This window comes from Bradyrhizobium sp. 25ACV, assembly GCF_054863005.1.
The window spans coordinates 300,307-324,748 of record NZ_JAVAYO010000003.1 but is presented as its reverse complement, the minus strand read 5'-3'; the positions used below and the strand labels follow the sequence as shown (position 1 = coordinate 324,748).

Annotated in this window: 24 protein-coding genes; 14 read left to right on the top strand and 10 right to left on the bottom strand. The window is 65.3% G+C overall.

The annotated features are described in order from the left end of the window. Positions 1 to 6: 6 nt before the first annotated feature. From RAD04_RS08630 to RAD04_RS08580, 11 genes are all read left to right on the top strand, one after another. Positions 7 to 783, top strand: a complete 777-nt coding sequence (locus RAD04_RS08630; RefSeq protein ID WP_461623430.1) for a helix-turn-helix transcriptional regulator — start codon at positions 7 to 9, stop codon at positions 781 to 783. Between the two features lie 314 nt (positions 784 to 1,097). Continuing rightward, positions 1,098 to 1,220, top strand: coding sequence for a hypothetical protein (locus tag RAD04_RS08625; RefSeq protein ID WP_461623429.1), 123 nt, complete (start codon positions 1,098 to 1,100; stop codon positions 1,218 to 1,220). A gap of 613 nt (positions 1,221 to 1,833) precedes the next feature. After that, a complete protein-coding gene (locus tag RAD04_RS08620) occupies positions 1,834 to 2,709 on the top strand; it encodes a L,D-transpeptidase (RefSeq protein ID WP_461623665.1) in 876 nt (291 codons plus the stop codon). Between the two features lie 88 nt (positions 2,710 to 2,797). Then, positions 2,798 to 3,961 (top strand): cytochrome P450, encoded by a 1,164-nt coding sequence (locus RAD04_RS08615; RefSeq protein WP_461623428.1) that lies wholly within the window; start codon positions 2,798 to 2,800, stop codon positions 3,959 to 3,961. Between the two features lie 542 nt (positions 3,962 to 4,503). Beyond that, a complete protein-coding gene (locus tag RAD04_RS08610; protein WP_461623427.1) occupies positions 4,504 to 5,454 on the top strand; it encodes a sulfonate ABC transporter substrate-binding protein in 951 nt (316 codons plus the stop codon). A 38-nt stretch (positions 5,455 to 5,492) separates the two neighbouring features. Next, positions 5,493 to 6,446, top strand: coding sequence for a sulfonate ABC transporter substrate-binding protein (locus RAD04_RS08605; protein WP_461623426.1), 954 nt, complete (start codon positions 5,493 to 5,495; stop codon positions 6,444 to 6,446). An 8-nt stretch (positions 6,447 to 6,454) separates the two neighbouring features. Beyond that, positions 6,455 to 7,621 (top strand): FMNH2-dependent alkanesulfonate monooxygenase, encoded by a 1,167-nt coding sequence (ssuD, locus tag RAD04_RS08600; RefSeq protein WP_461623425.1) that lies wholly within the window; start codon positions 6,455 to 6,457, stop codon positions 7,619 to 7,621. After that, a complete protein-coding gene (ssuC, locus tag RAD04_RS08595) occupies positions 7,618 to 8,424 on the top strand; it encodes an aliphatic sulfonate ABC transporter permease SsuC (RefSeq protein WP_461623424.1) in 807 nt (268 codons plus the stop codon). The genes ssuD and ssuC overlap by 4 nt, the downstream gene beginning before the upstream one ends. A 20-nt stretch (positions 8,425 to 8,444) precedes the next feature. Then, entirely contained in the window at positions 8,445 to 9,287 is an 843-nt protein-coding gene (locus RAD04_RS08590) for an ATP-binding cassette domain-containing protein (protein WP_461623423.1), read from the top strand. 32 nt (positions 9,288 to 9,319) lie between these two features. After that, entirely contained in the window at positions 9,320 to 9,901 is a 582-nt protein-coding gene (locus tag RAD04_RS08585) for a flavin reductase family protein (RefSeq protein ID WP_461623422.1), read from the top strand. 90 nt (positions 9,902 to 9,991) lie between these two features. Continuing rightward, a complete protein-coding gene (locus tag RAD04_RS08580) occupies positions 9,992 to 10,150 on the top strand; it encodes a hypothetical protein (RefSeq protein WP_212248823.1) in 159 nt (52 codons plus the stop codon). A 116-nt stretch (positions 10,151 to 10,266) separates the two neighbouring features. On the opposite strand, the gene RAD04_RS08575 is transcribed toward RAD04_RS08580, so the two are convergent. The 10 genes from RAD04_RS08575 to RAD04_RS08530 all read right to left on the bottom strand — a co-directional run bounded on the left by RAD04_RS08575 (position 10,267) and on the right by RAD04_RS08530 (position 21,480). Continuing rightward, the gene (locus RAD04_RS08575) at positions 10,267 to 11,415 is read right to left on the bottom strand and encodes a M20 family metallopeptidase (RefSeq protein ID WP_461623421.1); all 1,149 of its coding nucleotides are present in this window, start codon (positions 11,413 to 11,415) and stop codon (positions 10,267 to 10,269) included. 195 nt (positions 11,416 to 11,610) lie between these two features. After that, positions 11,611 to 12,861 (bottom strand): vanadium-dependent haloperoxidase, encoded by a 1,251-nt coding sequence (locus tag RAD04_RS08570; protein ID WP_461623420.1) that lies wholly within the window; start codon positions 12,859 to 12,861, stop codon positions 11,611 to 11,613. 263 nt (positions 12,862 to 13,124) lie between these two features. Then, a complete protein-coding gene (flbD, locus tag RAD04_RS08565) occupies positions 13,125 to 14,510 on the bottom strand; it encodes a sigma-54-dependent transcriptional regulator FlbD (RefSeq protein WP_461623419.1) in 1,386 nt (461 codons plus the stop codon). A gap of 33 nt (positions 14,511 to 14,543) precedes the next feature. Then, positions 14,544 to 14,894, bottom strand: coding sequence for a flagellar motor switch protein FliN (fliN, locus tag RAD04_RS08560; protein ID WP_018318401.1), 351 nt, complete (start codon positions 14,892 to 14,894; stop codon positions 14,544 to 14,546). 3 nt (positions 14,895 to 14,897) lie between these two features. Further along, positions 14,898 to 15,521 carry a FliH/SctL family protein gene (locus RAD04_RS08555; RefSeq protein ID WP_018318402.1) on the bottom strand — a complete coding sequence of 208 codons (624 nt, stop codon included), beginning with the start codon at positions 15,519 to 15,521 and terminating at the stop codon, positions 14,898 to 14,900. Continuing rightward, a complete protein-coding gene (gene fliG, locus RAD04_RS08550) occupies positions 15,521 to 16,612 on the bottom strand; it encodes a flagellar motor switch protein FliG (RefSeq protein ID WP_461616988.1) in 1,092 nt (363 codons plus the stop codon). The genes RAD04_RS08555 and fliG overlap by 1 nt, the downstream gene beginning before the upstream one ends. Positions 16,613 to 16,659: 47 nt before the next feature. Beyond that, complete coding sequence (fliF, locus tag RAD04_RS08545) at positions 16,660 to 18,270, bottom strand: flagellar basal-body MS-ring/collar protein FliF (RefSeq protein ID WP_461623418.1); 1,611 nt, start codon at positions 18,268 to 18,270, stop codon at positions 16,660 to 16,662. A 192-nt stretch (positions 18,271 to 18,462) separates the two neighbouring features. Beyond that, a complete protein-coding gene (gene sciP, locus RAD04_RS08540) occupies positions 18,463 to 18,738 on the bottom strand; it encodes a CtrA inhibitor SciP (protein ID WP_002714638.1) in 276 nt (91 codons plus the stop codon). A gap of 389 nt (positions 18,739 to 19,127) precedes the next feature. Further along, positions 19,128 to 19,835 carry a flagellar hook assembly protein FlgD gene (locus tag RAD04_RS08535; protein ID WP_091956520.1) on the bottom strand — a complete coding sequence of 236 codons (708 nt, stop codon included), beginning with the start codon at positions 19,833 to 19,835 and terminating at the stop codon, positions 19,128 to 19,130. Between the two features lie 13 nt (positions 19,836 to 19,848). Beyond that, positions 19,849 to 21,480, bottom strand: a complete 1,632-nt coding sequence (locus RAD04_RS08530; protein ID WP_461623417.1) for a flagellar hook-length control protein FliK — start codon at positions 21,478 to 21,480, stop codon at positions 19,849 to 19,851. A 345-nt stretch (positions 21,481 to 21,825) separates the two neighbouring features. Between RAD04_RS08530 and mnmA the strand changes: the two genes are divergently transcribed. The 3 genes from mnmA to RAD04_RS08515 all read left to right on the top strand — a co-directional run bounded on the left by mnmA (position 21,826) and on the right by RAD04_RS08515 (position 24,349). Continuing rightward, the gene (mnmA, locus tag RAD04_RS08525; protein ID WP_461623416.1) at positions 21,826 to 23,007 is read left to right on the top strand and encodes a tRNA 2-thiouridine(34) synthase MnmA; all 1,182 of its coding nucleotides are present in this window, start codon (positions 21,826 to 21,828) and stop codon (positions 23,005 to 23,007) included. Positions 23,008 to 23,090: 83 nt separating this feature from the next. Beyond that, positions 23,091 to 23,729 carry a class I SAM-dependent methyltransferase gene (locus tag RAD04_RS08520; RefSeq protein ID WP_104462615.1) on the top strand — a complete coding sequence of 213 codons (639 nt, stop codon included), beginning with the start codon at positions 23,091 to 23,093 and terminating at the stop codon, positions 23,727 to 23,729. Between the two features lie 263 nt (positions 23,730 to 23,992). Continuing rightward, positions 23,993 to 24,349, top strand: a complete 357-nt coding sequence (locus RAD04_RS08515; RefSeq protein WP_091956524.1) for a hypothetical protein — start codon at positions 23,993 to 23,995, stop codon at positions 24,347 to 24,349. Positions 24,350 to 24,442: the final 93 nt, after the last annotated feature.

Sequence of the window (24,442 nt, the reverse complement as noted above, 5' to 3'; positions counted from 1 at the left end):
AAACCCATGCGGCCCCACGCGATGGCCCCAACTCCAGCGGCTTGCGATATCACGCCCGCAGTGCTCGCCATCGGCCGCTCCGATTTCCCCAAAGTCCTCATCGACACGCTGCGTCGCCAGGCCGATGTCGGTCATTGCATGGTGTTCGCGCTGAGCCGTGCAGGTGCCGCGACCTGCCTGCTCGATGCCGGCAACATCCCGATCGGCGGCGATCTCGGCGCCGCCTATGCCGGCCAGTTCCATGAATCCGATCCCAACCGCGATGCGCTGTTCGAAGGCGAGGGCACTGCGCCGATCATGCTGCCGGCCTTCGCGCCCCGCATGTACGGCGCGCGCTACCGCAAGATCTTCTTCCACGATTCCGGCATCGTCGACAAATGCGCCACTGCGATCTGGACCGGCGAGACCTGCTTCTACGTCAATTTCTATCGCATCACAGCCCAGGGCCGATTCAGCGCCGCGCAACGCGAGCGGCTCCAGGCGATCGCGCCCGCGATCGGTGCGAGCATCGCGCGTCATTTTCAGGAGAAGCTGGCGCCCGATCTCTCGACACTGTTCGCGACGCGCGCGCCGCTCTCCGCACTGACACCGCGTGAGCAGGAGGTCTGCCGCCGCATCCTGCTCGGTTTCAGCTCCGAAGCAATCTCGCAAGTACTCGGCATCAGCCTGCATTCGACCCTGACCTACCGCAAGCGCGCCTATCAGCGGCTCGGCATCTCCGCGCAGAACGAATTGTTCGGAATCGTGCTGCGCCTGCTGGCGGGGCCGCGCGGCCTGAACTGACGAGACTCTAAGCCCGCGTGCCTGCTTCCGAGAGCAAAGCGGACACGCAGTCCACACCCACGGGGATCGTCGCCTTTTGTCCCTGAGCAGACTTCCTCATCATGAAAAATTGAGCATCTGTCGCGGTATCGGTTGATGCGATATTGGAGTGCGACCAAAACGTGTGATGTTGGTGTGGCCCTTTTTGCCCTTCGGTCAGAACCGAGAATGGCGTGATCCCTCTCTGCAAAGCCGCAGTCTTTTCTACTTGCTACTAGCAGCCTGTCTGTCGTGGCTTGTTCTCCCAAGGAGACCGAGTTTGGCCGGAGTCCGCGGTGTCGTTCTTGTCTACTTATGTCGCGCTGCTCATTATCGTGAGCGCGGCCATTATCTTCGTCGGTCAGTTGCTAACGCGCATCATGTTCTCCGCGACCGAAGAGCGGAGCTTCTATGGCTAAGAGTTCTCCAAAAATGGGCGGCACAAAAATAGGAAAAACAAGGAAACTGCTGGCGCTTGTGAAGACGATCGCCACATTCGTCGTTGGTCTGCCTTTGATTGCGTTCACGACGTGGCTGGGGCTAGCCCAACTATGTCGCGTGTTCACAACAGGAGAATTGTACTCGCGCGGATACGGCCCGGGTTACGTCGGCTGGTCAAGGCTCATAAGCTTTGAGAGCGATCCAGTCCACTTTGTATCGGCTCTCGTCACGGCTGTGCTCCTGACGGCTTTCGGGCTGTTCATTTTCGCGCGGCTGTTTCCTAAAATAGGACGTTGGTGGAGCCCCGACTAGCGTGCCCCCAGGCGTCAGAATGTCGGCGGTCGGGCTGGGAGCGGTCAAGGTCTGAGCCTGTCCGCTCCGCCAGACTATTCAGACCTCGCTCGCTCCGCGATGAGAGGCGCGTTGTCCGCGTCGCTAGCTCAATATCAAGCGGTGCTCCCAATTTTGATGCCATCGAACGAGAGTTCGGCGTTAACCATCGCCGAGGGTTCCCGCCTGAGCGGCATCGCTTCGAAGTTTCTTAAATTTTGCTGGGTACCTCTTCAGGGCACAGTGACCTGGGGAAACAGTATGGGTAAGCGGGCGAAACGTGGAAAGGCGGAGACGCTCGCAATACCCATGGCCGCGAGAGTTGCAATTGGCGCCGTGGCTGTCGCCGCATTGGGTTACGGTTTGCTGTCCGGCCCGACGAGCGTGCAGCCGGCACGCAAGCCGTCCGCACAGGAAGCCAAGGCATCGTCAAGTCCGGTTTACGTCGCACCTCCGGTTCATGCAGCAGCGCCGGCTCCCGCTCCGGCTCCGATTCCGGCCCCGGCCCCGGCGCCTCTGGTCGAACCACCAAAAGCCGACGCTGATGGTCCCGGAGCATTGGTTCGGCAGGTGGTTGACTACGCCAGCCGCCAGACGCCGGGCACCGTGATCATCGATACCAGGAACACATTCCTCTATTTGGTACTGAACAACACCCAGGCGTTGCGCTACGGCATCGGTGTCGGCCGCGAAGGTTTCACCTGGTCCGGCGAGCAGACTGTGGCCCGTAAGGCGGAATGGCCGGATTGGCATCCGCCTACCGAGATGGTCTCGCGTCAGCCTTATCTGCCGCGGTTCATGGCAGGTGGCCCCGGCAATCCGCTCGGCGCCCGGGCGATGTATCTGGGCGAGACCGAATATCGAATTCACGGCACCAACAAGCCCGATACGATCGGCAAGCGGGTGTCGTCCGGCTGTATCCGGCTGACCAACGAGGATGTCATGGACCTCTATGAGCGGGTGAAGGTCGGAGCGAAAGTGATCGTGCTTCCGGCAAGCGTTGCCCGCAGACCATCCCAGGGCACGCCGGCCGACGCCGCGTTCCGGTTGCCGGACCCAGCATCGCCATCGAAGCGGCCCTTGGCGGCCAACGCGCAGATGCTGCCATCTGGAGCGAAGATCGCCGAGGCCCGGTAGCTCGATCCGTCCCCATCGCTAGGGACAGACGCCGGCCGCGGAGTTCGCTAGTCTGGCCTCAAGGATACGACAATCCGGGGAGGCCGCTTTGAGCACCGCGCCGCGCATCGACATCGACCCGGCCGCATTCTGGGCCGATCCCTATCCGATGCTTGCGAAAATGCGGAAAGAAGCGCCGATCGCGTTCGTGCCGCAGCTCGGCTCGACGCTGCTGACCAGCCGCGACGACATCTCGATCTCCGAGAAGCAGATCGACGTGTTCTCTTCGCATCAGCCCGCCGGCCTGATGAACCGGCTGATGGGCCACAACATGATGCGCAAGGACGGCGAGGCGCACCAGGTCGAGCGCCGCGCGATGTTCCCGACGGTGTCGCCGAAGACGGTGAAGGCGCATTGGACTGCGCTGTTCCAGGCGCATGCCGACCGCATCCTCGATGCGATCGAGCCGGGGCGGATCGACTTCATGCGCGATTTCGCGCTGCCGTTCTCCGGCGAATGCCTGAAGTCGATCACTGGCCTCACCAATATCGGCTTTGGCGACATGGACGCGTGGTCGCAGGGCATGATCGAGGGCATCGCCAACTATGCCGGCGACCCTGAGGTCGAGGCGCGCTGCCACGCGGCGACGTCGGGCATCGATGCCGCGATCGACGACATCCTGCCGGCGATGCGCAAGCATCCCGACCAGAGCATTTTGGGCGTGCTGCTCGCCTCCGGCATGCCGATGGAGAGCGTGCGCGCGAACGTCAAACTCGCGATCTCAGGCGGCCAGAACGAGCCGCGCAAGGCGATCGCTGGCACGGTGTGGGCGCTGCTGACCCATCCCGAGCAGCTCGATCTGGTGCGCAAGGGCGAGGTGACCTGGCTCGAGGCGTTCGAGGAATATGCCCGCTGGATCTCGCCGATCGGCATGTCGCCGCGCCGCATCGCCAAGCCGTGGAGCATCCGCGACGTCGCCTTCGAGACGGACGAGCGCGTGTTCCTGATGTTCGGCTCCGCCAATCGCGATGAGATGCATTTCGACCGCGCCGACCAGTTCGACGTGCGGCGTGATACGACCAAGAGCGTCGCCTTCGGCGCCGGCCCGCATTTTTGCGCCGGCGCGTGGGCCTCCCGCGCCATGATCGCCGACGTCGCGCTGCCGACATTGTTCGCGCGGGCGAAGCAGCTCGAGATCGCCGCCGACGAGCCGGTGCGGGTAGGCGGCTGGGCGTTTCGCGGGCTGCAGAATCTGCCGGTAACATGGCATTAGCTTGCAGCGCGAACTCTCGCCGCAAGGACGGTGTCATCGCTCGGCCTTGTGCGCAATTGCGCACTGGAGCGGGCGGTCCAGTACGCCGCGGCAGTCATGTGATGTATTGACGTCTCTGGAATACTGGATTCCCCGCCTACGCGGGGAATGACAGCGGAGGTGGTGGCGGGAGCTTCACGCCACGACAGCTCCTACTCCGCGATCATGCCATCATGCTCCTGTTTTGCCCGACGGAGCAATCGGTATCGCCTGCCGCGCAAGTCGCCTGCCACGTAAGTCATTGATCCCGCTATTGCCGGCTACTGTGCATGGGGTTGTTTTCGGACTTTTTGAGTCTCGGGGGTGGCGCGCGCGCTTCTCACATTCGCGTGCAGAAAAAATCCCTCTGCATCATCGCGGCCGCTTGAAAGATTAATCATGCGCGCTGCCGCGCGCGCAGTGCGCGCATCGCTATTTTTCCGGCCGTCTCGACACCTCCGACAACCCGCACCATCATTCCCGAACTGGAATGAATGACGGCCGCACGCGGCCGGGAGTGTGGAATGCAGCGTCGTGACTTTCTCAAGCTCTCCATCGGAACTGCGGCCGCCGCTGCGTTCGCCTCGCCCGCAATCGCGCAAGGCGCGGTGAAGGAAATTCGTATCGGCTACCAGAAGAACGGCGTGCTGGTCATCACGCGCCAGCAGGCCGCGCTGGAAAAACATTTCGCGCCGCTGGGCATCGAGGTGAAATGGGTCGAGTTCTCCTCGGGCCCGCCGATGATGGAAGCGATGAATGTCGGCAGCGTCGATTACGGCGCGGTCGGCGATTCCCCGCCGGTATTCACGCAGGCCGCTGGCGCCGCGATTGTCTATGCCGCGGGCCAGCCCATCACCAACGGCCAGGGCATTCTGGTGCCCAAGGATTCGCCGATCCGCGCCATCGCTGAGCTGAAAGGCAAGCGCATCGGTTTCACCAAGGGCTCCAGCGCGCATAACATCGTGGTGCAGACGCTGGAGAAGGCGGGCCTCACCTATGCCGACATCAGTCCGGTCTATCTGACGCCGCCGGACGCAGGCCCCGCCTTCGCCAATGGCAGCATCGAGGCCTGGGCGATCTGGGATCCGTATTTCGCGATCGGCGAGACCAGGCAGAACGGCCGCATCCTGATCAACGCGCGCGAGGTCACCAAGACCAATTCCTTCTACATCGCCAACCGCGACTTCGCGAAGAATCACGGCGCGATCCTGCAGCAGATCGTCGACGTCACCACCGCGACCGCCAGATGGGCCGAGCAGCATCGCGACGAGGTCGCGAAGTCTCTCGCCGCGGTGACCGGCATTCCGCTGGAGATCCAGACCATCGCGGCGAACCGGTCGTCCTTCGTCGTCGGCCCCGTCACCGACGACATCGTCGCGACCCAGCAGGGCGTCGCCGATCGCTTCTACAAGCTCGGCCTGATCCCCAAGCCGATCGCGATCCGCGACATCGTCTGGCGCAATCCGGCAGCCTGATCGTGCCGACCAGCCTTCCCACACACAGGGGTTTGAACATGAGGCGTATCATCCAGCGTCTGATCGCGGCCGTCGTGCTGTCGATCGGCATCGTCGCCGCCGCGGTCGGCACGTCCTATGGCCAGGACAAGGTGGTCCGCATCGGCTACCAGAAATACGGCAAGCTGGTGCTGCTCAAGAGCAAGGGCACGCTGGAGCCGAAGCTCGCCGCGGACGGCTACAAGGTGGTGTGGACCGAATTCCCCTCCGGCCCGCCGCTGCTCGAAGCGCTCAACGTCGGCGCGATCGATTTCGGCAACACCGGTGAGGCCCCGCCGATCTTCGCGCAGGCCGCCGGCGCGCCGATTCAGTATGTCGCTTATGAACCGCCGGCGCCGAAGGGCGAGGCGATCCTCGTGCCGAAGGACAGCCCGCTGAAATCGGTCGCGGACCTCAAGGGCAAGAAGGTCGCGCTGAACAAGGGCTCCAACGTCCACTACCTCCTGGTCAAGGCGCTGGAGAAGGCGGGCGTGAAGTATTCGGAGATCGAGCCGGTGTTCCTGGCGCCGGCCGATGCGCGCGCCGCCTTCGAGCGCGGCGCGGTCGATGCCTGGGTGATCTGGGATCCGTTCCAGGCCGCGGCTGAAGCGGCCACCGGCGCGCGCACGCTGGCCGACGGCACCGACGTCGTCGCCAACTACCAGTTCTATTTCTCCTCGAAGAAATTCCTCGACGCCAATCCTGAGATCGTCGACGCCGTGCTCGCCGAACTCGGCGCGGTCGACGATTGGGCCAAAGGCGACATCCATGCGGTGGCCGAGCAACTGGCGCCGTCGATCGGCCTCCCGGTCTCCGTGGTCGAGGTGGCGTTGAGGCGGCAGTCCTACGGCATCAAGCCGATCACCGATGCCGTCATCGCCGACCAGCAGCAGGTGGCCGACGCGTTCTTCGCGCTGGGCCTGGTTCCCAAATCCATCAAGATCTCCGACGTCGCTCGGAAGTCAGGATCGTGAGCAAAGTCATGAGCAAGCAACCGAACGCCAACATGTTCTGGTTCCTGCCAACCCACGGCGACGGCCGCTATCTCGGCACCGGAATCGGCGGCCGCGAAGTCAACTTCAACTATCTGCGCCAGATCGCGCAGGCCGCCGACCAGCTTGGCTATTTCGGCGTACTGTTGCCGACCGGGCGATCCTGCGAGGATTCCTGGATCGTCGCCTCCTCAGTCGCGCCGTTCACCGAACGGCTGCGCTACCTCGTCGCTGTCCGCCCCGGCCTGCAATCGCCTGGTGTTGCCGCGCGCATGACTGCGACGCTAGATCGCGTCACAAGTGGTCGGCTGCTCGTCAACGTCGTCACCGGCGGCGATCCCGTCGAGAACAAGGGCGACGGCATCTTCCTCGGCCATGACGAGCGCTACGAGGTCACCCGCGAGTTTCTCAACGTCTATAGCGACCTGCTGGCCGGCAAGACCGTCAATGTCGAGGGCAAGCACATCCAGATCGAGGGCGGCAAGCTGCTGTTTCCGCCGGTGCAGTCGCCGCGTCCGCCGCTCTATTTCGGCGGCTCGTCCGATGCCGGCATCGATGTCGCCGTCGATACCGTCGACAAATATCTCACCTGGGGCGAGCCGCCGGCCCTGGTTGCCGAGAAGATCGCGAAGGTGAGGGAGGTCGCGAGCGCGCGTGGCCGCAAGCTGTCCTTCGGCATCCGCCTCCACGTGATCGTCCGTGAAACCAACGAGGAGGCCTGGCGAGCCGCCAACGATCTGATCAAGCATGTCGACGACGACACCATCGCCAAGGCGCAGAAGAACTTTGCCCGCATGGATTCCGTCGGCCAGCAGCGCATGGCGCAGCTTCACGGCGGCAAGCGCGACAAGCTCGAGATCGCCCCGAACCTCTGGGCCGGCGTCGGCCTCGTGCGCGGCGGTGCCGGTACGGCGCTGGTTGGCGATGCCGAGACCGTCGCGGCCCGCATCAGGGAGTATCAGGACATCGGCATCGATACATTCATCATGTCGGGCTATCCGCATCTGGAGGAGGCCTATCGCTTCGCCGAGCTGGTGTTCCCGCTGCTCGCGCTGGGGCAGCCGAGCAACGTGACCAAGCTGCATTTCAACGGCGGTCCGTTCGGCGAGACGGTCGGCAGCGACTTCCGTCCGCAGCACAGGGTGTCGCAGTCATGAGCCTGATCGACAGCGTTTCACTTCCGCGCAGCTTTCGTTTGCCGCGGGTCGACGGCCTGATCCAGTGGATCGTGCCGCTCGCGATCATCGCGCTCTGGCAGGTCGCCAGCGTGACCGGCTTCGTGCCGACGCGGGTGCTGCCGGCCCCGAGCGACGTCCTGCTCTCCGGCTGGAAGCTGTTGCTCTCCGGCGAACTCGTCCGCAACATCTGGGTTTCGTTCTGGCGCGCTTCGATCGGTTTCCTGATCGGTGGCAGCATCGGCTTCGCGTTCGGGCTTGCCAACGGCCTGTCGCAGCTCTCGGCAAAGCTTACCGACACCACGTTGCAGATGGTGCGCAACGTGCCGCATCTGGCGCTGATCCCGCTCGTCATTCTCTGGTTCGGCATCGACGAGAGCGCAAAACTGTTCCTGGTGGCGCTGGGCGTGTTCTTCCCGATCTACCTCAACACGCTGCACGGCATCCGCACCGTCGATCCGCAGCTGATCGAGATGGGCCGCATCTACGGCATGACCGACGGCGAATTGTTCCGCCGTGTCATCTTCCCGGGCGCGCTGCCGTCGATCTTCGTCGGCATCCGCTTCGCGCTCGGCATCATGTGGCTGACCCTGATCGTTGCCGAGACCATCGCGGCGTCCTCAGGCCTCGGCTACATGGCGATGCAGGCGCGCGAGTTCATGCTGATCGACGTCGTCGTGCTCTCGATCCTGATCTACGCCCTGCTCGGCAAGCTCGCCGACAGCGCCTCCCGCGTGCTGGAGCGTTTGACGCTCTCCTGGCATCCCGCCTTCCAGAAAAATTGAGCAGAGGTACTGGGAATCACATGCAGACAGCCGTTCGTAGCTCCCTTCTGGAAACCGAGCTCGCCAGCCGCGCCAATTTTGCGCCTCACGCCCGCGTCGTGCGCGAGTCGCAGAGCAGCGGCCTGCCGCTCAGCATCCGGGGCTTGCGCAAATCCTTCGGTAGCAACGAGGTGCTGCGCGGCATCGATTTGCACATTCCCGCCGGCCAGTTCGTCGCCATCGTGGGAAAAAGCGGTTGCGGCAAGAGCACGCTGCTGCGCTTGATCGCGGGCCTCGACAAGATCGACGCCGGCAGCATCAGCTTCGGCCAGGACATTCAGCCAAAAGGCATCCAGCCCGAGGACATCCGCGTGATGTTCCAGGAGCCGCGGCTGTTGCCCTGGGCCCGCGTGCTGGGCAATGTCGAGGTCGGTCTCGGCCGCGATCGCACTTCCGGCGATGCGCATGCGCGCGCCGAGAAGGCACTGACCGAGGTCGGTCTCGCCGACAAGCGCGACCAGTGGCCCTCGGTGCTGTCGGGCGGACAGAAGCAGCGCGTCGCGCTCGGCCGCGCGCTGGTCTCCCGTCCCCGTGTGCTGGCCTTCGACGAGCCGCTCGGGGCGCTGGATGCACTGACCCGGATCTCGATGCAGCGCCTTTTGGAGCGCGTCTGGCGCGACCAGGGTTTTACCGCGATTTTGGTGACCCATGACGTCGCCGAAGCCGTGGCGCTGGCGGACCGGGTGCTGGTGATCGAAGAGGGCCGCATCGCCCATGATGTCGTGATTCATGCGGCCCGGCCGCGCCAGCGCGGCTCGGCCGAGCTTGCAGGTCTGGAAGGCTCGATCCTGAGCCACCTGTTGTCAGCGGACGATCGTACCTAAATACAAGGGAACCCCGCCTCGGGGACCATGCCATGAATGTAGTGCCCCGCGATCTCATGACTGAAATCCCCGTCTCGTCCGCCGATTTCCGCGGCGCCATGCGCCATCTCACCGGTGGCGTCAGCGTCATCACGGCCGGGCGGGGCAAGGACGTTACCGGCATGACGGTGACCTCGGTCACCTCGCTGTCGGTAGAGCCGCCGACGCTGCTGGTCAGCATCAACCGCGATGCCTCCTCGTTCCCCCTGATCCGGCGGCACGGCGCCTTCGGCGTGAACATCCTCAATGCAGACCAGCTCGATGTCGCCGAGCGTTTTGCCGGCAGGGGCGGGCTGAAGGGCGCTGACCGTTTCAAAGGCGCCAAATGGGTGACGGCGGTCTCGGGCGTTCCGCTGCTCGTCGGCGCGCTGTCGGCCTTCGATTGCGAGGTCGAGGAGATCGTGGAGCGGCATTCGCACGGCATCGTCATCGGGCGTGTCAGGGGCATCAGGAGCTCGATGCGGACCGCGGCGCTGGCCTATTGGCACGGCCAGTACGTGGCGGTCGACCAGGACGAGGACGCCGCGAGGCTTGCGGAAGTGAGCGTTCCCGCGCACGGCCGACGCGGCCTTTGATCGCGCGGGCAGGCGGAAGGCTGGCCTTTTCCCCCTCATCGCTCTAGAAGCGCCCAAAGCCTCCCGCCGGGACGGCAATGGAGCGGATCGATGAAGCGCGTCGCGACTTTCGCGTTCTATGCCATCGGCGCGCTGGCGATCGCCTATCTCGCGCTCTACGCCTACGCGATGTTCTCCGGCCAGCCCGTGATCATCCCCGGCGATCCCATCCACATCTTCCGCAAGCCGGACGCGCCGAGTTATTCGTGAGGACACTCTCTCCTCGTCATGGCCGGGCTTGACCCGGCCATCCACGTGCACCGGCGATTTCGGAGAAACGTGGATGCCCGGGTCAAGCCCGGGCATGACGGCGGTGTGTGCCGCGGCTACCCCCGCAAAATCGCCAGCGCCAGCGCTTGCGCGCGCGGCACGATGCTGTCGATATCGAGATACTCCTCCGGCGTGTGCGCGAGCCCGCCGACCGGGCCGAGGCCGCAGATGGTCGGCGTACCCACCGCGGCGGTGAAGCCGGAATCGGCGCAGCCGCCGGAGAACTCGCCCTGCAGCGTGGTGAGGCCGACCTGCCTTGCTGCCGCCTGATAGTTTTCGAACAGCGCCTTTGAATCCGCGCTCTGCACCACCGGCACGAACTCGCCCTTGATCGTCAGCGTCGCACGCGTGCCCGGCACGAAAGATTTCGCGACGATGGTTTCGATCGCGTCCATCACCCGCGCACGATCCGCCGGATCGACATAGCGCAGGTCGATCTGGCCCTCGGAGTAGGGCGCCGTGGTGTTGACCGACTGTCCGCCCGAGACCAGGCCGACATTGAGCGTGATGCCCTTGTCGAGATCGGTCAATGCGTGGATCTGCACGATCTTGTGCGCGAGCTCGCCGATCGCGCTGATGCCGGCGGCGAAATTGGCGCCGGAATGCGCGGCTTTGCCGGTGATGGCGAGATGCATGAAGATGCCGCCCTTGCGCCCCGTCACGATGTTGCCGGTGGGGCGGCCCGGCTCGGAATTGAACACGGCGCGGGCGGTGCGGCCTTCGCGCTCGATCACGGGCCGGGAGGAGGGCGAGCCGATCTCCTCGTCCGAGGTGATCAGCAGCTTGATCGGATGCGGGTTGCCGCCGAATTTGTGGAAGGCGGTCGCGACGAAGATGTTCATCACGACGCCGGACTTCATGTCGGCGACGCCAGGCCCATAGGCGCGGCCGTCCCTGATCGTGAACGGGCGCCGCTCCGCTTCGCCCTTGCCGAACACGGTGTCGCGATGTCCCATCAACAGCACCGGCTTCTCGTTGCTGCCGGGTTTTGCGACGTCGGCATGGATGGCGTCGCCGAACGTGGCGTTGGCCTCGCGCCGGAACGGAATGCCATGCTCGGCAAAATGCCGCTCGAACCGCGCACCGACCGCATCGACGCCTTCCTTGTCATAGGATCCGGAATCGATGTTCACGACATCGCGCAGCAGGTCGATCATCGCCTGCTTCTGCGACGCCAGCCAGTCCGTGATTTGAGCTTGAGACATGTGGTTCCTCGCGTGGTTCTCACGCGGGGTTATAGGACCTTGCGCAGGGGCGGCCTAGTCGCTGGATGCGGTGCGGCCATGTGTTCGGTTCGGTAGCTCCCGTAGCCCGGATGAGCGAAGCGATATCCGGGAAGCGGGCGAGCCGTCCCGCATGTCGCTTCGCTCATGCGGGCTGCGGCGTTCAAAGAGGCAGGACTACCGGCTCGGCTCGGCCTTCGCCTCGGCACCGCGAAGCTGCGTCGCGACGACTAGGGCACCTATCTTTCGGCCCATGTCCTTGCCGACCTCGGTCGAGAACCGGTAGTGGAAGCCGGCGTAGATGCGGGCATTGGCGACTTCGTCGCTGTAGTCCTGCAGCCGCAACCATTTGCGTGTGACCCCCGGTGCCGTCGGGCTGGTCAGGGAGAACTCGCCGAAATCTCCGACGACAGTCTGGAGCACGGTCGAAATCGCGGCCGAGACGATGCAGTGCGCGCAGGGATATTCCGGATGCATCGGCGTGTCCCCGAGCGGCAGCCAGGACGGATCGCGAGGCGTCGCGGGATTCGAGGTTAGATCGGCGTTGCGTATGGCCGTGATCGGACGCCAGAAATTGTAGTGATACTTGGCCTCGAACACGGCGACGATGGCATCGTTGCCGGTCATCGACGTCAGGGCGAACAGGCGGGCGCAGTCGACGAGGTCCATTCCCTTGGCCAATGCCGCCTGCCTGACGATGGGATTGTAGGTGCGGGCGCCGACGAAGAACCAGAAGCGGCCGATCGTCGTTTGCTCAGGCGTCCGGGTCGGGCTGCCGCGGCCGCCGACCTCGCGGATTTCGTTGACGTCCTTGGTCCAGACCTCTGAATCGAGCGCCGGTGGCGGTCCGGGACGGAATTGCGATCCCGACGCCATGACCCAGGGCGTCGTCGCGCCCGTGGTCTGGAACAACGGAACGGCGGTTGGAGCATAGACGCCCGCTGTGGTGAGGGGGCGGTAGGACTCCGGAGCGTTATTGCCGTCGTTGGCGCGAAGCTGGATGATCTGCACCGCGGCGTCCTTCCCGAGCGCGATGCCGGCGATCTTGGACTCGCCCTCGGCAATCGGCGCCAGAGAGCTCGTCAGCGCCGAATCCAGATCGGGTTTGATATCCGGATAGATCGACAGCAGCACATCGTGAGCCGCAGCCGCCGCCGCGGCTTCCCGCGAGGTCGAACGCTCCGCGGACAATGCGAGCTTGTAGGGCGCGTAGCGGCGGTCGATCGCGTTGACGGCCTCGAACATTGCGACGTGCATCATGGACAAGGCGCGGCTGTGGGGCGCGGGAAGAATTTGTTTCTCGGCGGCGATCGCGTCGGCCTTTGCGTTCCAGTCCATGATCACGTCGGCGCGTGCGAGCGGCGCCGTGGCTGCGATCAGCGTTGCAATCAGCGATAAGCGGGAAATCGTCCACGAAGTGCATTTCATGGCGTGCCCTTTCGGTTGAAGGAGGTTCGCAAAACGCGGATGCGGCCCCTCGCCGGCATCCTGGCAAGCGGCCCCGGACTCTAGCGATGTCGCGGCGGGTTGATTGTGAACTGCTTCACGCGCCGTACCTCCCGGCGTCGTCCGGCCTCCTGCGCAGTTGCGCACGAGGCCGGGACGGCGCCAGCATAGCACCAACCCTTACTCCGCAAAGAAAATGCCCGGGGCTGGCCCGGGCATCGCATCCTCAATCTTGTCAGAAGCCCTTACGCTCCTATCATCGGCATCCGCGGATATTCACCCGGCGTCCCCGCGGGGGTGATCGGGATGCCGCCGTCGGAATATTCATTGAGCTTGTTGCGCAGCGTGCGGATCGAGATACCCAGGATGTTGGCGGCATGGGTCCGGTTGCCGAGGCAATGCTTCAGCGTCTCCAAGATCAGGTCGCGCTCGACATCGGCGACGGTGCGCCCCACCAGCGCCCGCGTCACCTGCTCGGCGGCCATCGTGGCGTGCGCCACCGCCGGCGCGGTCTTGGCGAGGTCGAGGCGGTCACCGTCCGGGGTGATGATGGCGTCGGGGCCGATCTCGTCGCCCTGCGCCATCAGCACCGCGCGGTGCATGGTGTTCTCGAGCTCGCGGACGTTGCCCTGCCAGCGGTTGCTGGAAAGCACGCGGCGCGCGTCCGCCGAGATCGGGCGCATCGGAACGCCGTTGGCCTCGGCATATTTCTTCACGAAATGCTGGGCGAGCTCCAGAATGTCGGCGGGGCGCTCGCGCAGCGGCGGGATCTTCAGGTTCACGACGTTGAGGCGGAACAGGAGGTCCTCGCGGAACGTGCCTTCGCGCACCGCTTCCGCCAGATTGCGGTTCGAGGTCGCGATGATGCGGATGTCGACCGGCACGGGCTTGGTACCGCCGACGCGGTCGATCACGCGCTCCTGGATGGCGCGCAAGAGCTTGGATTGCAGGCGGACGTCCATCTCGGAGATTTCGTCGAGCAGCAACGTGCCGCCGGTCGCCTCCTCGAACTTGCCGATGCGGCGGGCGACCGCGCCGGTGAAGGCGCCCTTTTCGTGGCCGAACAGCTCGGATTCCAGGAGATGCTCGGGAATCGCGGCGCAGTTGATCGAGATGAAGGGGCGCTTGGCGCGGGCCGAGCGGGTGTGGACGTAGCGGGCCAGCACTTCCTTGCCCGTTCCGGACTCGCCGGTGACCATCACCGAAGCGTCGGAGCCGGCGATCTGCTGCGCTAGCTTGATCACCTTCGCCATCGCCTCGTCGCGATAGACAAGCTCGCGGGAATCATTGGCGACCGCGGCCAGCACCGCGGCGATCAGCTCCGGCTCCGGCGGCAGCGGGATGTATTCCTTGGCGCCGGCGTGGATCGCGGCGACCGCGGCGCGGGCATCGTTGGTGATGCCGCAGGCGACGATCGGGGCGTGGATGTGCTCGGCCTCGAGCCGCATCACGAGGTCGCGGATGTCGAGGGCGACGTCGACCAGCAGGAGGTCGGCGCCCTTGCCGCCGCGCAGCACGCGCATGGCCTGCTCGTGGTCCTCGGCATGGGTCACGGTGGCGCCGTTGTCCATCGCGATCTTGGTGGCGGTGGTGAGCTGGCCCTTCAATGTGCCAACGATGAGAAGCCGCATGTCAGTCTCCTGTCCGTCTGGTCGCGCGCGCTATCAGCTGCGTTCGGTCTTGATGATTTCGGTCATGGTCACGCCGAGCTTGTCCTCGACCAGGACGACTTCGCCGCGGGCGACCAGCTTGTTGTTGACGTAGATGTCGATGGCCTCGCCGACGCGCCGGTCGAGCTCGAGCACGGTGCCGGGTCCGAGCTTCAACAGCTCGCTGACGTCCATCTTCGAGCGGCCGAGCACGGCCGAGACCTGCACGGGAACGTCGAACACCGCCTCGAGGTCGGCGGCGGCACGTGCCGCGTATTCGTCCTCGTTGTAGCCGACGTCCGTGCCGGTGGGCGGCATCGGGCCGTTGAGATCGGGCAGCGGGACCTGTCCGTCGGTGTCGCTCATGGCTTAGCTCCCCCTGCGGGACGCGACATAGCGTCCAACCATTTCGTCGATCTTGGCCGCGATGGCGCCGCGCTCCAGCACGACGCCGCCATCGGCCCATTCGATCCGGCAGTCGCCGGTCGCAATCTCCGGCTCGGCCAGGATCACCAGCCGTCCTTCGAAGCCGCTCTGCTTGGCGAGCCGCTCGATCTTCTCGCGAGCACTGTCGTAGAGCGCGTCGTTGATGCGGACCACCAGATGCGGCGTCGCGACCAGATGCGAGAAGCAGTCCTTGACCAGTGCGACGATCTCGCCGAGCGGCTCGGCGGCGACCAGGTCGGCGCACAGCTTGCGTGCGACCGCCACCGCGACGTCGACCGCCTCGGTCTCCATCTTGGATTCGATGTTGCCGATGCCGGATGCGATGCCGCGGATGCCGATGTTGATCTCCTCCATGGCAAGCGCGACGCGGCGGTCGCTCTCGGCCTTGGCCTCCTGCTGGCCGGCGGCAAAGCCGTCCTGATAGGCGCGCGCCTCGGCTTCCGCGACCTTCTGGGCGATCTCCGCGGCGGTCGCAGCCTTCTCGCGCGTCGTCCGCTCGGGCGCCGCGAAGTCGGTATCGAACAGGAATTTTGCCGGAGCGGCCATCAATACACCAGCTCGTCGTCGGCGCGGTTCTTGGTCAGCATGATCTCGCCCTTGGCGGCGAGATCCTTGGCGAGGTTGACCAGCAGTGCCTGGGCCTCGTCGACGTCGCGCAGCCGGACCGGGCCCATCGCCGCCATGTCGTCCTGGAGCATCTTGGCGGCCCGCGAGGACATATTGCCGAAGAAGAAGTTGCGGACGTCCTCGTTGGCGCTCTTGAGCGCGACGCCGAGCTTGTCCTTGTCGACGTTGCGCATCAGCGTCTGGGCCGAGCCGGAATCCAGCTTCACGAGGTCGTCGAAGGTGAACATCAGCGCCTTGATGCGCTCGGCCGATTCGCGGTTGTCCTCTTCCAGCGAGGTGATGAAGCGGGTCTCGGTCTGGCGGTCGAAATTGTTGAAGATTTCCGCCATCACCTCGTGGGCGTCGCGGCGCCGGGTCTGGGACAGGTTGGACATGAATTCGGTGCGCAGGGTCTTCTCCACGCTCTCGATCACCTCCTTCTGCACAGCCTCCATCTTCAGCATGCGGTTGACGACGTCGAGCGCAAGCTCCTCGGGGAAGATGCCGAGAACGCGCGCGGCGTGTTCCGGCTTCAGCTTCGACAGCACCACCGCGATGGTCTGCGGATATTCGTTCTTGAGATAGTTGGCGAGAACCTCTTCCTGCACGTTGGAGAGCTTCTCCCACATGTTGCGCCCCGCAGGACCGCGGATCTCGTCCATGATGCCGTTGACGCGCTCGGGTGCCAGATATTGCTGCAGCAGCCGCTCGGTGGCGTCGAAATTGCCCATCAGCGCGCCCGATGCCGACATGCGCGAGACGAATTCGAGCAGCATGTCCTCGACCGTGTCGACCTCGACGGTGCCGAGCGTCGACATCTCCAGCGAGAGCTGGCGCACCTCGTCGTCGTCGAGCAGTCCCCAGATCTTGCCGCCATATTGCTCGCCGAGCGCCAGCATCAGGATCGCGGCCCGCTTCGGCCCCGACACCGTTTCGACCGGCGCGCCCGCGCGGCTGCCGGCACGCTGGCCGAGCGTGGAAATGACGCTGGTGATGTCGTTCGAGTTGGCGTTTTGCAGACTGGCGGCCATGTCAGATCACTTCTTGATTCACTTGGCGAGGGATCACTTGGTGTGGATTACTTGGCTGGTTCGGTCAGCCACTGGCGGATGATGGCGACGGTTTCGTTGGGGTTGCGCTCGGCGAGCTCGCCGACGCGATGAACGGACTGGGCGTGGACCTGGCCCTGGATGGTGGCGACGTCGATCGCGCTGGCGGCGCCGCTCGGCAGCAGTGCCTGGCCGGCCGGCGCGGTCTCTTCCGAGGCCGCCGGGCCGGAGAGAACGCCGGAGATGGCGGCGGCGACTTCGTCGGAGGCCAGGATGCGCTTGACCAGCGGGCGGATCACCAGGAACAGCACGATCAGGCCGAGCAGCATCATCACGCCGAGCTCGACGAAGTACATGACGTCGTCCTTGGTGAACTGGAGCATGCCGAGGAAGCCGCCGGGCTCGCCGATCGGGGCAGTGGAGGGCGCATCCGCAAAGCGCAGATTGACGACCTCGACCTGGTCGCCGCGCTTCTGGTCGAAGCCGATCGCCGAGCGCACCAGCGTGGCGATGCGGTCGAGCTGCTCCTTGGTGCGGTCCTGATAGGCCAGCTCGCCCTTGTCGTTCTTGGAGTAGATGCCGTCGACCAGCACCGCGACCGAGATGCGGTTGACCCGGCCGGCTTCGGTCACCTCGGTCTTGGTGGTGCGGGAGATCTCGTAATTGTTGGTCTCTTCGGACTTCTTGCTCTGGTCCTTGGCCGCGACGCCGTTGTTCTGCTGGTTGCCGGGCAGCTCGTTGTTGACGGTGACCTGGCCGTTGTTGTCGGCGGTCATGCTCTGCTCTTCGCGGGTCTGGCTCGAGCGCAGCACGCGGCCCTCGGGATCGAACTTGTCCGAAGTCTGGGTGATCTTGTTGAAGTCGAAATCGGCGGAGAGCTGGACGCGGGCGCGGCCGGAGCCGACCACGGAGGAGACGATGTCCTCGACCTGCTTGCGCATCCGCTTCTCGAAGGAGATGCGGCGTTCGTCGCCGACCGCCTGCTCCGGATCGGTGGCGGCGCCGTCGGCGAGCAGCTGGCCGGCCTCGTCGACGATCGAGACCCGCTGCGGCTTCAACCCGTTGACGGCGGAGGCGACGAGGTGGCGGATGGCGCGGATCTGCTGGGCTTCCAGCGAGCCGCGGACGCGGACCACGATCGAGGCCGACGGCTCCGGCGCCTCGCGCGCAAACAGCGGGCGCTCGGGCAGCACCAGATGGACGCGGGCGGCCTGGATGCGGTCGATGGCGCGGATGGTGCGGGCGAGCTCGCCTTCCAGCGCGCGCAGGTGATTGATGTTCTGGACGAAGGAGGTGGTGCCGAGCGCGTCCGACTTGTCGAACACCTCGTAGCCGACGCCGCCGCCCTTGGGCAGGCCGCCCTCGGCGAGCTTCATCCGCAGGCGCGTGACCTTGTCCTTGGGCACCATGATGATGCTGCCCTCGTTGCGGATCTCGAACTGGATGCCCTGGCGCTCCAGGTCCTTGATAATGCCGGAGGAATCCTCGACGCTGAGGTCGGTGAACAGCGTCGTCATCTGCGGCGTGGTGACGCGCATGATGACGAACGCGAAGAAGCCGATGAGCGCGGCGGTGACCGCGATCATCGCCCCGAACCGGGCGGCGCCGATACTCTTCAAAAAGTCCGCAAGACCTTGCAAGCAACCGCCCCAACAGATTCGGCCGCTTTCACCGGAAAGGCCGACTGGGCAATTATTGCCTAGGTGATGGTTTCGATATGGTTAACGAAGGTTAAGAGGTCGGACAAAAGTCGCGCAAAGGGCGGATATGAAAAAAATCGGCCTCGCAGGGCGAGGCCGATTTTCGTCAAAAGCCGCAAATTTCCGGATCGCCTACTGGCGATATTGCTGGATGCGGGTGGTGCGAAGACCCGCCAGACCATGCTGGTCGATGGAAAACTGCCAGGAGAGGAATTCGTCGACCGTTAGGGTATAACGGCTACAGGCCTCCTCGAGCGAGAGAAGTCCACCACGGACGGCGGCGACGACTTCGGCCTTGCGGCGGATGACCCAGCGTTTGGTGCCGGGTGCAGGCAGATCCGCGATCGTCAACGGACTGCCGTCCGGCCCGATGACGTATTTTACCCTCGGGCGATGGGGTTCTGTCATGGCGTACTCACAAACTCTCAACCACTGAACTCACGCCCATAACCCTACGCCCGGCGGCTTAAAAATCCGCTAAGCCTAAGGCTTCAATACAATTCTCGTTGAAAATGGCTGGAACGGCGCCGTGTCGGCCGGCGGAACGGTGATATCCGGGCCGGTCGAGGGGGTCTTCGTAAATACTTTACTAAGGAATGGAGCCGGGGCGCGTCGCCGCAAGGCCCTCAATGTCGTCCCTGCGAAAGCAGGGACCCATACCGCGTGATTCATCGATGAGACGCGGGCAGCAGTACCAAGAATGACTTCCTAACCCCTGGTCGCCAAACTTCTCCCTGGGGCTATGGATCCCCGCATTCGCGGGGATGACAGCGAGTATATAGCAGCGGCGCGCCCCTTTAATTGCTGCTGGTGGCGATGATGCTCTTCACCTGGCTCAGGGTGTAGCTGGCGCCGTCGATGGTGAGCAGGGGCGGCGACTGGGTCAGGTCGACCGACGACACGACGCCCTGCACCTGGGCGGCGATGCCGACATTGTTGTTCGCCACGTCCTTGCCCGTCGCCGTGATCGTATACTTGCCGTCGGGCCATTGCGTGCCGTCATTGCCCATGCCGTTCCAGGTGAAGGGAATGTCGGTGCCGGCGGCGGCGGTATATTTGCCGGTGAACACGGTCTGGCCGCTGGCATTGGCGACGGTGATGTCGACGGTGGAGTCGGTCGGCACGTTGAGATGCCAGGTGGCTGTCGACTTGGTCATGGACGCGGTCGAGCCGTCGACCAGGGCGGTCTTGCCGACGAAGCCCAGCGCCTGGGTCGCCTGCGTGGTCTGCTGCAGGGTGACGAGCTGCGACAACGCATCGTTGGTCTTGAGCTGCTGCTCGACGCCGGCGAACTGCACCAGCTGCTGGGTGAACTGGTTGGTGTCGAGCGGATCCAGCGGGTTCTGGTTCTGCAGCTGCGTGGTCAGCAGCGTCAGGAAGGTCTGGAAGTTGCCGGCGAGCGTCGATCCCGTGGTCGAGCTCAGCGAGTTCGACGAGGAGGATTTCGGGAGGTCGGTCGTCCCGGAGACGACAGCAGGAGCGGTAGCGCCAGTCGTGGTGGTCATGTCGGATACTCCTTTACACTCTGATGTCGACGCCGCTGCTCGGCCCGTACATGCGGCCATAGCCGCGCCCGACGGGTGCGGCGGCAACGGTGTCGTCCTCGCTGATGATCAGCCGGCGGGCATTGCCGCCATTGTCGTTGTTCTGGCCGGAGTTCTGGCCCGATGAATTCTGGTCGCGCAAGCTGAAGGACAGCCCGTTGCTGCCGGACTTGAGGCCGGCATCGTCGAGCGCGCGCTGCAATTGCGGCGCGTCCTGGCGCAGCATCTGCAGCGTCTCTGGCTTCTCCACCGTGAGATGCGAGGTGACGTTGCCGTTGCGGTCAACATTGATGCGGACGTCGATGCGGCCGAGCTCGGCCGGGTCGAGGCTGATGTCGAAGCGGGACTTGCCGGAGCGGATGGCGGCCGCGATCTCGATCGGCACGCCGTTGATCGGCACCGCCGTCACACTGGCCGCGGTCGCGGTCAGCGTCGCGGTCGAAGCGGACGCGGTCGAGGTCGTGTTGGTCAGCGGCGCCTGCATCGCGGAGGCGGCCTGCGCGCTGGTGTCGGCGGTGTTGAAAGCTGCCTGCGCATTGGCATGGGCCTGGGCGGCCGGTGCGGCCGGGATCGCGTCGGGCGTACGGTCCGCTGCGCCGGGCTTCGCCTCGGTCGCGCTGCCATCTGCCTGCGGCTTGGCGCTTTGCGCATGCGCGGCAGCATTGGCGGTCGCAGCGCCCGGCGCTTGCGTCGGGGCGGCGTTCGCCGCGCCGGCGTCCTGGCCGATATTGGAGACGTCGGACTGTCCTTGTGCGGTGACGACGGCGGCCTGGAACGAGGTCTTCGGCGTGCCCTGGTTGACGGGGATCAGCCCGCCGTTCGGCTTGGCGTCGGTCGTGGCCCCGTCGGTTGCTCCGGTCGCGGCATCGGCCAGCGTCGCGGTGGTGTCGGCATCGACCTTGGCGCCGGCGGTCTTGGCGCTCTTGTCGGCGGGCGTGGCGGTGTCGGTCTTGGTGCCCGCGATCTGCGCCGCGGTCGAAGCGCTGGCGGCGATGCCGGCGGCGGCGATCGTCAGCGGCGAGGCGGTGGCGGCCTGGTTCGCAGCCGCGTTGGGATCGGCCGGGACGACCGGCGCGGCAACCACGATCGCGTTCGGATCGGGCATGGCCTGCGCCGCGTCGGCCGGTACGGTTGCCGCGGCATCGACGGCGGCGGTGAGCGTGTCGGTGCCCTCGGTCTGGTCGTCCTTGGATTTCTCGGATGTATCAGCCGATTTGGCGTCTGACGCCTCGGACTTGTCCTTGACCTTGTCCTTGGCCGTGCCGGCGTCCTTGGCTGCATCCGTGGTCGTGTCGTTCGACTTGTCGTCCGTCTTGTCGTTCCTGGCGGGCGCGGATGTGTCGGTGTCGTCGCTCGCCCTGCTCTGCGAGGATTGATCGGTGGACGAGGTGTCGCGCGGGCCCTTGTCCGCGGAGGACGAATCGTTCCGCCGCGGCGCGCTATCCTGGGCCTGCGAGGTCGCATTGGTGTTGATCGCCTGGGTGTTGCTGTCGACCAGCGACCCGAAGGAGTCGTTCGCGGACGGCTCCCTGGTGCTCTGCGACCGCGCAGGCTTTTGCTGCGAAACTTGCACGCTGGCCACGACATCTGACGTACGACTGACCACAGGCGACCCCTTGGAAACATCTTCGGCATCAGGGGAGCAAGGAGCGGGCCAGTGCCCTTCATGGAATATTTGTATAGCAAAATCAATATCTTATGGATTCAAGCCCGTCGCCGCAGGGCCCGCTGCGACCCCGCCATTTCTGCCTCCCCGGCAAGAATTGCCCTAAGCTGGCCGCCCCCGTGATTGCTTCACCGGAACGCCGCCTATATTAAAGAGGTTACTCTCAGCCGCTTTCGACCGGGCAGTCGTGCCTTGCGGGAACTAAAGTTCCCGGGGATCGACGACGTCCCGCGAGAAGCATGAATCGCGGATCGCCGCACGCCGCCGTCACAACCCTTAAGGCCCATGCTCAACAGTCTGGATCTCGAAGGCCGTCCTGAGGACACCAGGGTCGTTGTCGCCATGTCGGGCGGCGTCGATTCCTCGACGACGGCTGCGCTTCTGAAGGCGGAAGGCTACGACGTCGTCGGCATCACGCTGCAGCTCTACGACCATGGCGCTGCGACCCACCGCAAGGGCGCCTGCTGCGCCGGCCAGGACATCCACGACGCCCGCGACGTCGCGGCAAAGCTCGGCATTCCCCATTACGTGCTCGACTATGAGGATCGCTTTCGCGAATCCGTCATCGACAATTTCGCCGACAGCTACGCGCTCGGCGAGACGCCGGTGCCGTGCATCGAGTGCAACCGCAGTGTCAAATTCCGCGACCTCCTGAAGACCGCGCGCGAGCTCGGCGCGCAGGCGCTCGCCACCGGCCATTACGTCGCCTCGCGCCGCCGCGAAGACGGCTCGCGCGCGCTGGTCTGCGCCGCCGATGCCGACCGCGACCAGAGCTATTTCCTGTTTGCGACCACGCAGTCACAGCTCGACTTCCTGCGCTTCCCGCTCGGCGACATGACCAAGCCCGAGACGCGCGAGCTCGCGCGCCGCTTTGGCCTCAGCGTCGCCGACAAGCACGACAGCCAGGACATCTGCTTCGTGCCGACGGGCCGCTACACCGACATCATCACGCGCCTGCGTCCGAATGCGATGGACCCCGGCGACATCGTCGATCTCGATGGACGCGTGCTCGGCCGGCACAATGGCATCGCCAATTTCACCGTCGGCCAGCGCCGCGGCCTCGGCATCGCCGCCCACGCGCCGCTGTTCGTGGTGCGGCTGGAGGCTGCCACCCGCCGCGTCGTCGTCGGCCCGCGCGAGGCCCTGAAGATGCACCGCATCGCCTTGCGCGACGTCAACTGGATCGGCGGCGGCGACATCGACCGCGCCATCGGCGCCGGCCTCGAATTGTTCGTGCGCGTGCGTTCGACCCGCGCGCCGCAGCCCGCCTGGCTGCGCGGCAGCGATGGCCATTACGAGGTCGAGCTCGTCGCCGGCGAGGAGGGTGTCTCGCCCGGCCAGGCCTGCGTGTTCTACGACGCGCCCAGTGGGCAGGCGCGCGTGCTCGGCGGCGGCTTTATTCAAAGCGCCGCCGCGAAAGTCGCGACAGGCACGGCGAGGCCGCTCGCCGAAGCGGTGCGCGGCTAGCGCATGATCCGGAGAAGTCTGAAGCGGTTTTCCGACAAGATCATGCGCAAGACAAAAAGCTAATCTGGGGCAGGGCAGGGGGCATGGCAGCAGACATCTCGCGGGCCGGGGTCGAGAAGGCCTATGGCCGCTGGGCGCCGGTCTATGATCTCGTGTTCGGCAAGGTGTTCGACGCGGGACGGCAGTCGACCATCGCGGAGGCCGACCGCATCGGCGGCCGCATCCTCGACGTCGGCGTCGGCACCGGCCTCTCGCTCTCGGACTATTCGCGCACCACGAAAATCTGCGGCGTCGACATCTCCGAGCCGATGCTGCGCAAGGCGCAGGCGCGCGTGCGTGCGCTACGCCTTTCCAATGTCGAAGTGCTCTCGGTGATGGATGCGAAAAACCTCGCCTTCCCCGAAAACTTCTTCGACGCGGTGGTGGCGCAATATGTCATCACCGCCGTGCCCGATCCCGAAGGCACGCTCGACGAGTTCGTGCGCGTGCTCAAGCCCGGCGGCGAGCTGATCCTCGTCAACCATATCGGCGCCGAGACCGGCCCGCGCAAACTGTTCGAGCTCGCCTTCGCGCCCGTCGCCCGCCGCCTCGGCTGGCGCCCGGAATTCCCGTGGGCCCGCCTCGAGGGCTGGGCCGCCAGGCACGGTGGCGTCACGCTCGCCGAGCGGAGGCCGATGCCGCCGATGGGCCATTTCTCGCTGATCCGCTACGTAAAGTCATAACCGCGACCGCAGCGGTCGTGTGTCGCTCAGTGCGATCGCATTCGAGAGCAGCTTCCCCGCGGCACATCCTTCGAGACGCCCGCTTTTGGCGGGCCTCAGGATGAGGGCAGGGGACGCGGCAGCAGCTTCAACACTGGTCGAGCCTCATCCTGACGTGACCGAGAAGCGGTCGTCTCGACGGACGAGGCGCTTGCTCAATCGTTCCCCCGATCACATCGCGCTTTGTCCGGGAACAGCCCACCCGCCCCGCGCGTTTCCCTCCCATGCGCACGACATCAAACATCATCCTGGCCAGCCTCCTGATCGCCGCATCCGGCAGCGCGATCGCGCAGGCCCCGCCCGCCCCGGCGACGCCGCCGCAAGCGACCGCGCCGCCATCCCCGCAACATGCGGCCAATTGCACCCCGCAGGACCGCCCGAACCGCCAGGCCGATGGCACCACCACCGGCCAGTCCCGGGAACCGCTCGGCGACAAATTGGCAAAGTCCGACGGCGTGCTCTGCCCGCCCGCGGGCGTCGACCCCGAGATGCACGCCCCGGCCCCCGAGGCCGGCGGCAACACTCCGGTCATCCCGCCCCCCGGCAGCCCCGGCGGCAACCCCAATGTGAGGCCGAAATAGGCCTGTTTCTTCCTTCGCCTCTCCCCGCTGGCGGGGAGAGGCCGGAATCCGCGCGGATTCCGGGTGAGGGGGACTCTCCCCGAATCAGATATC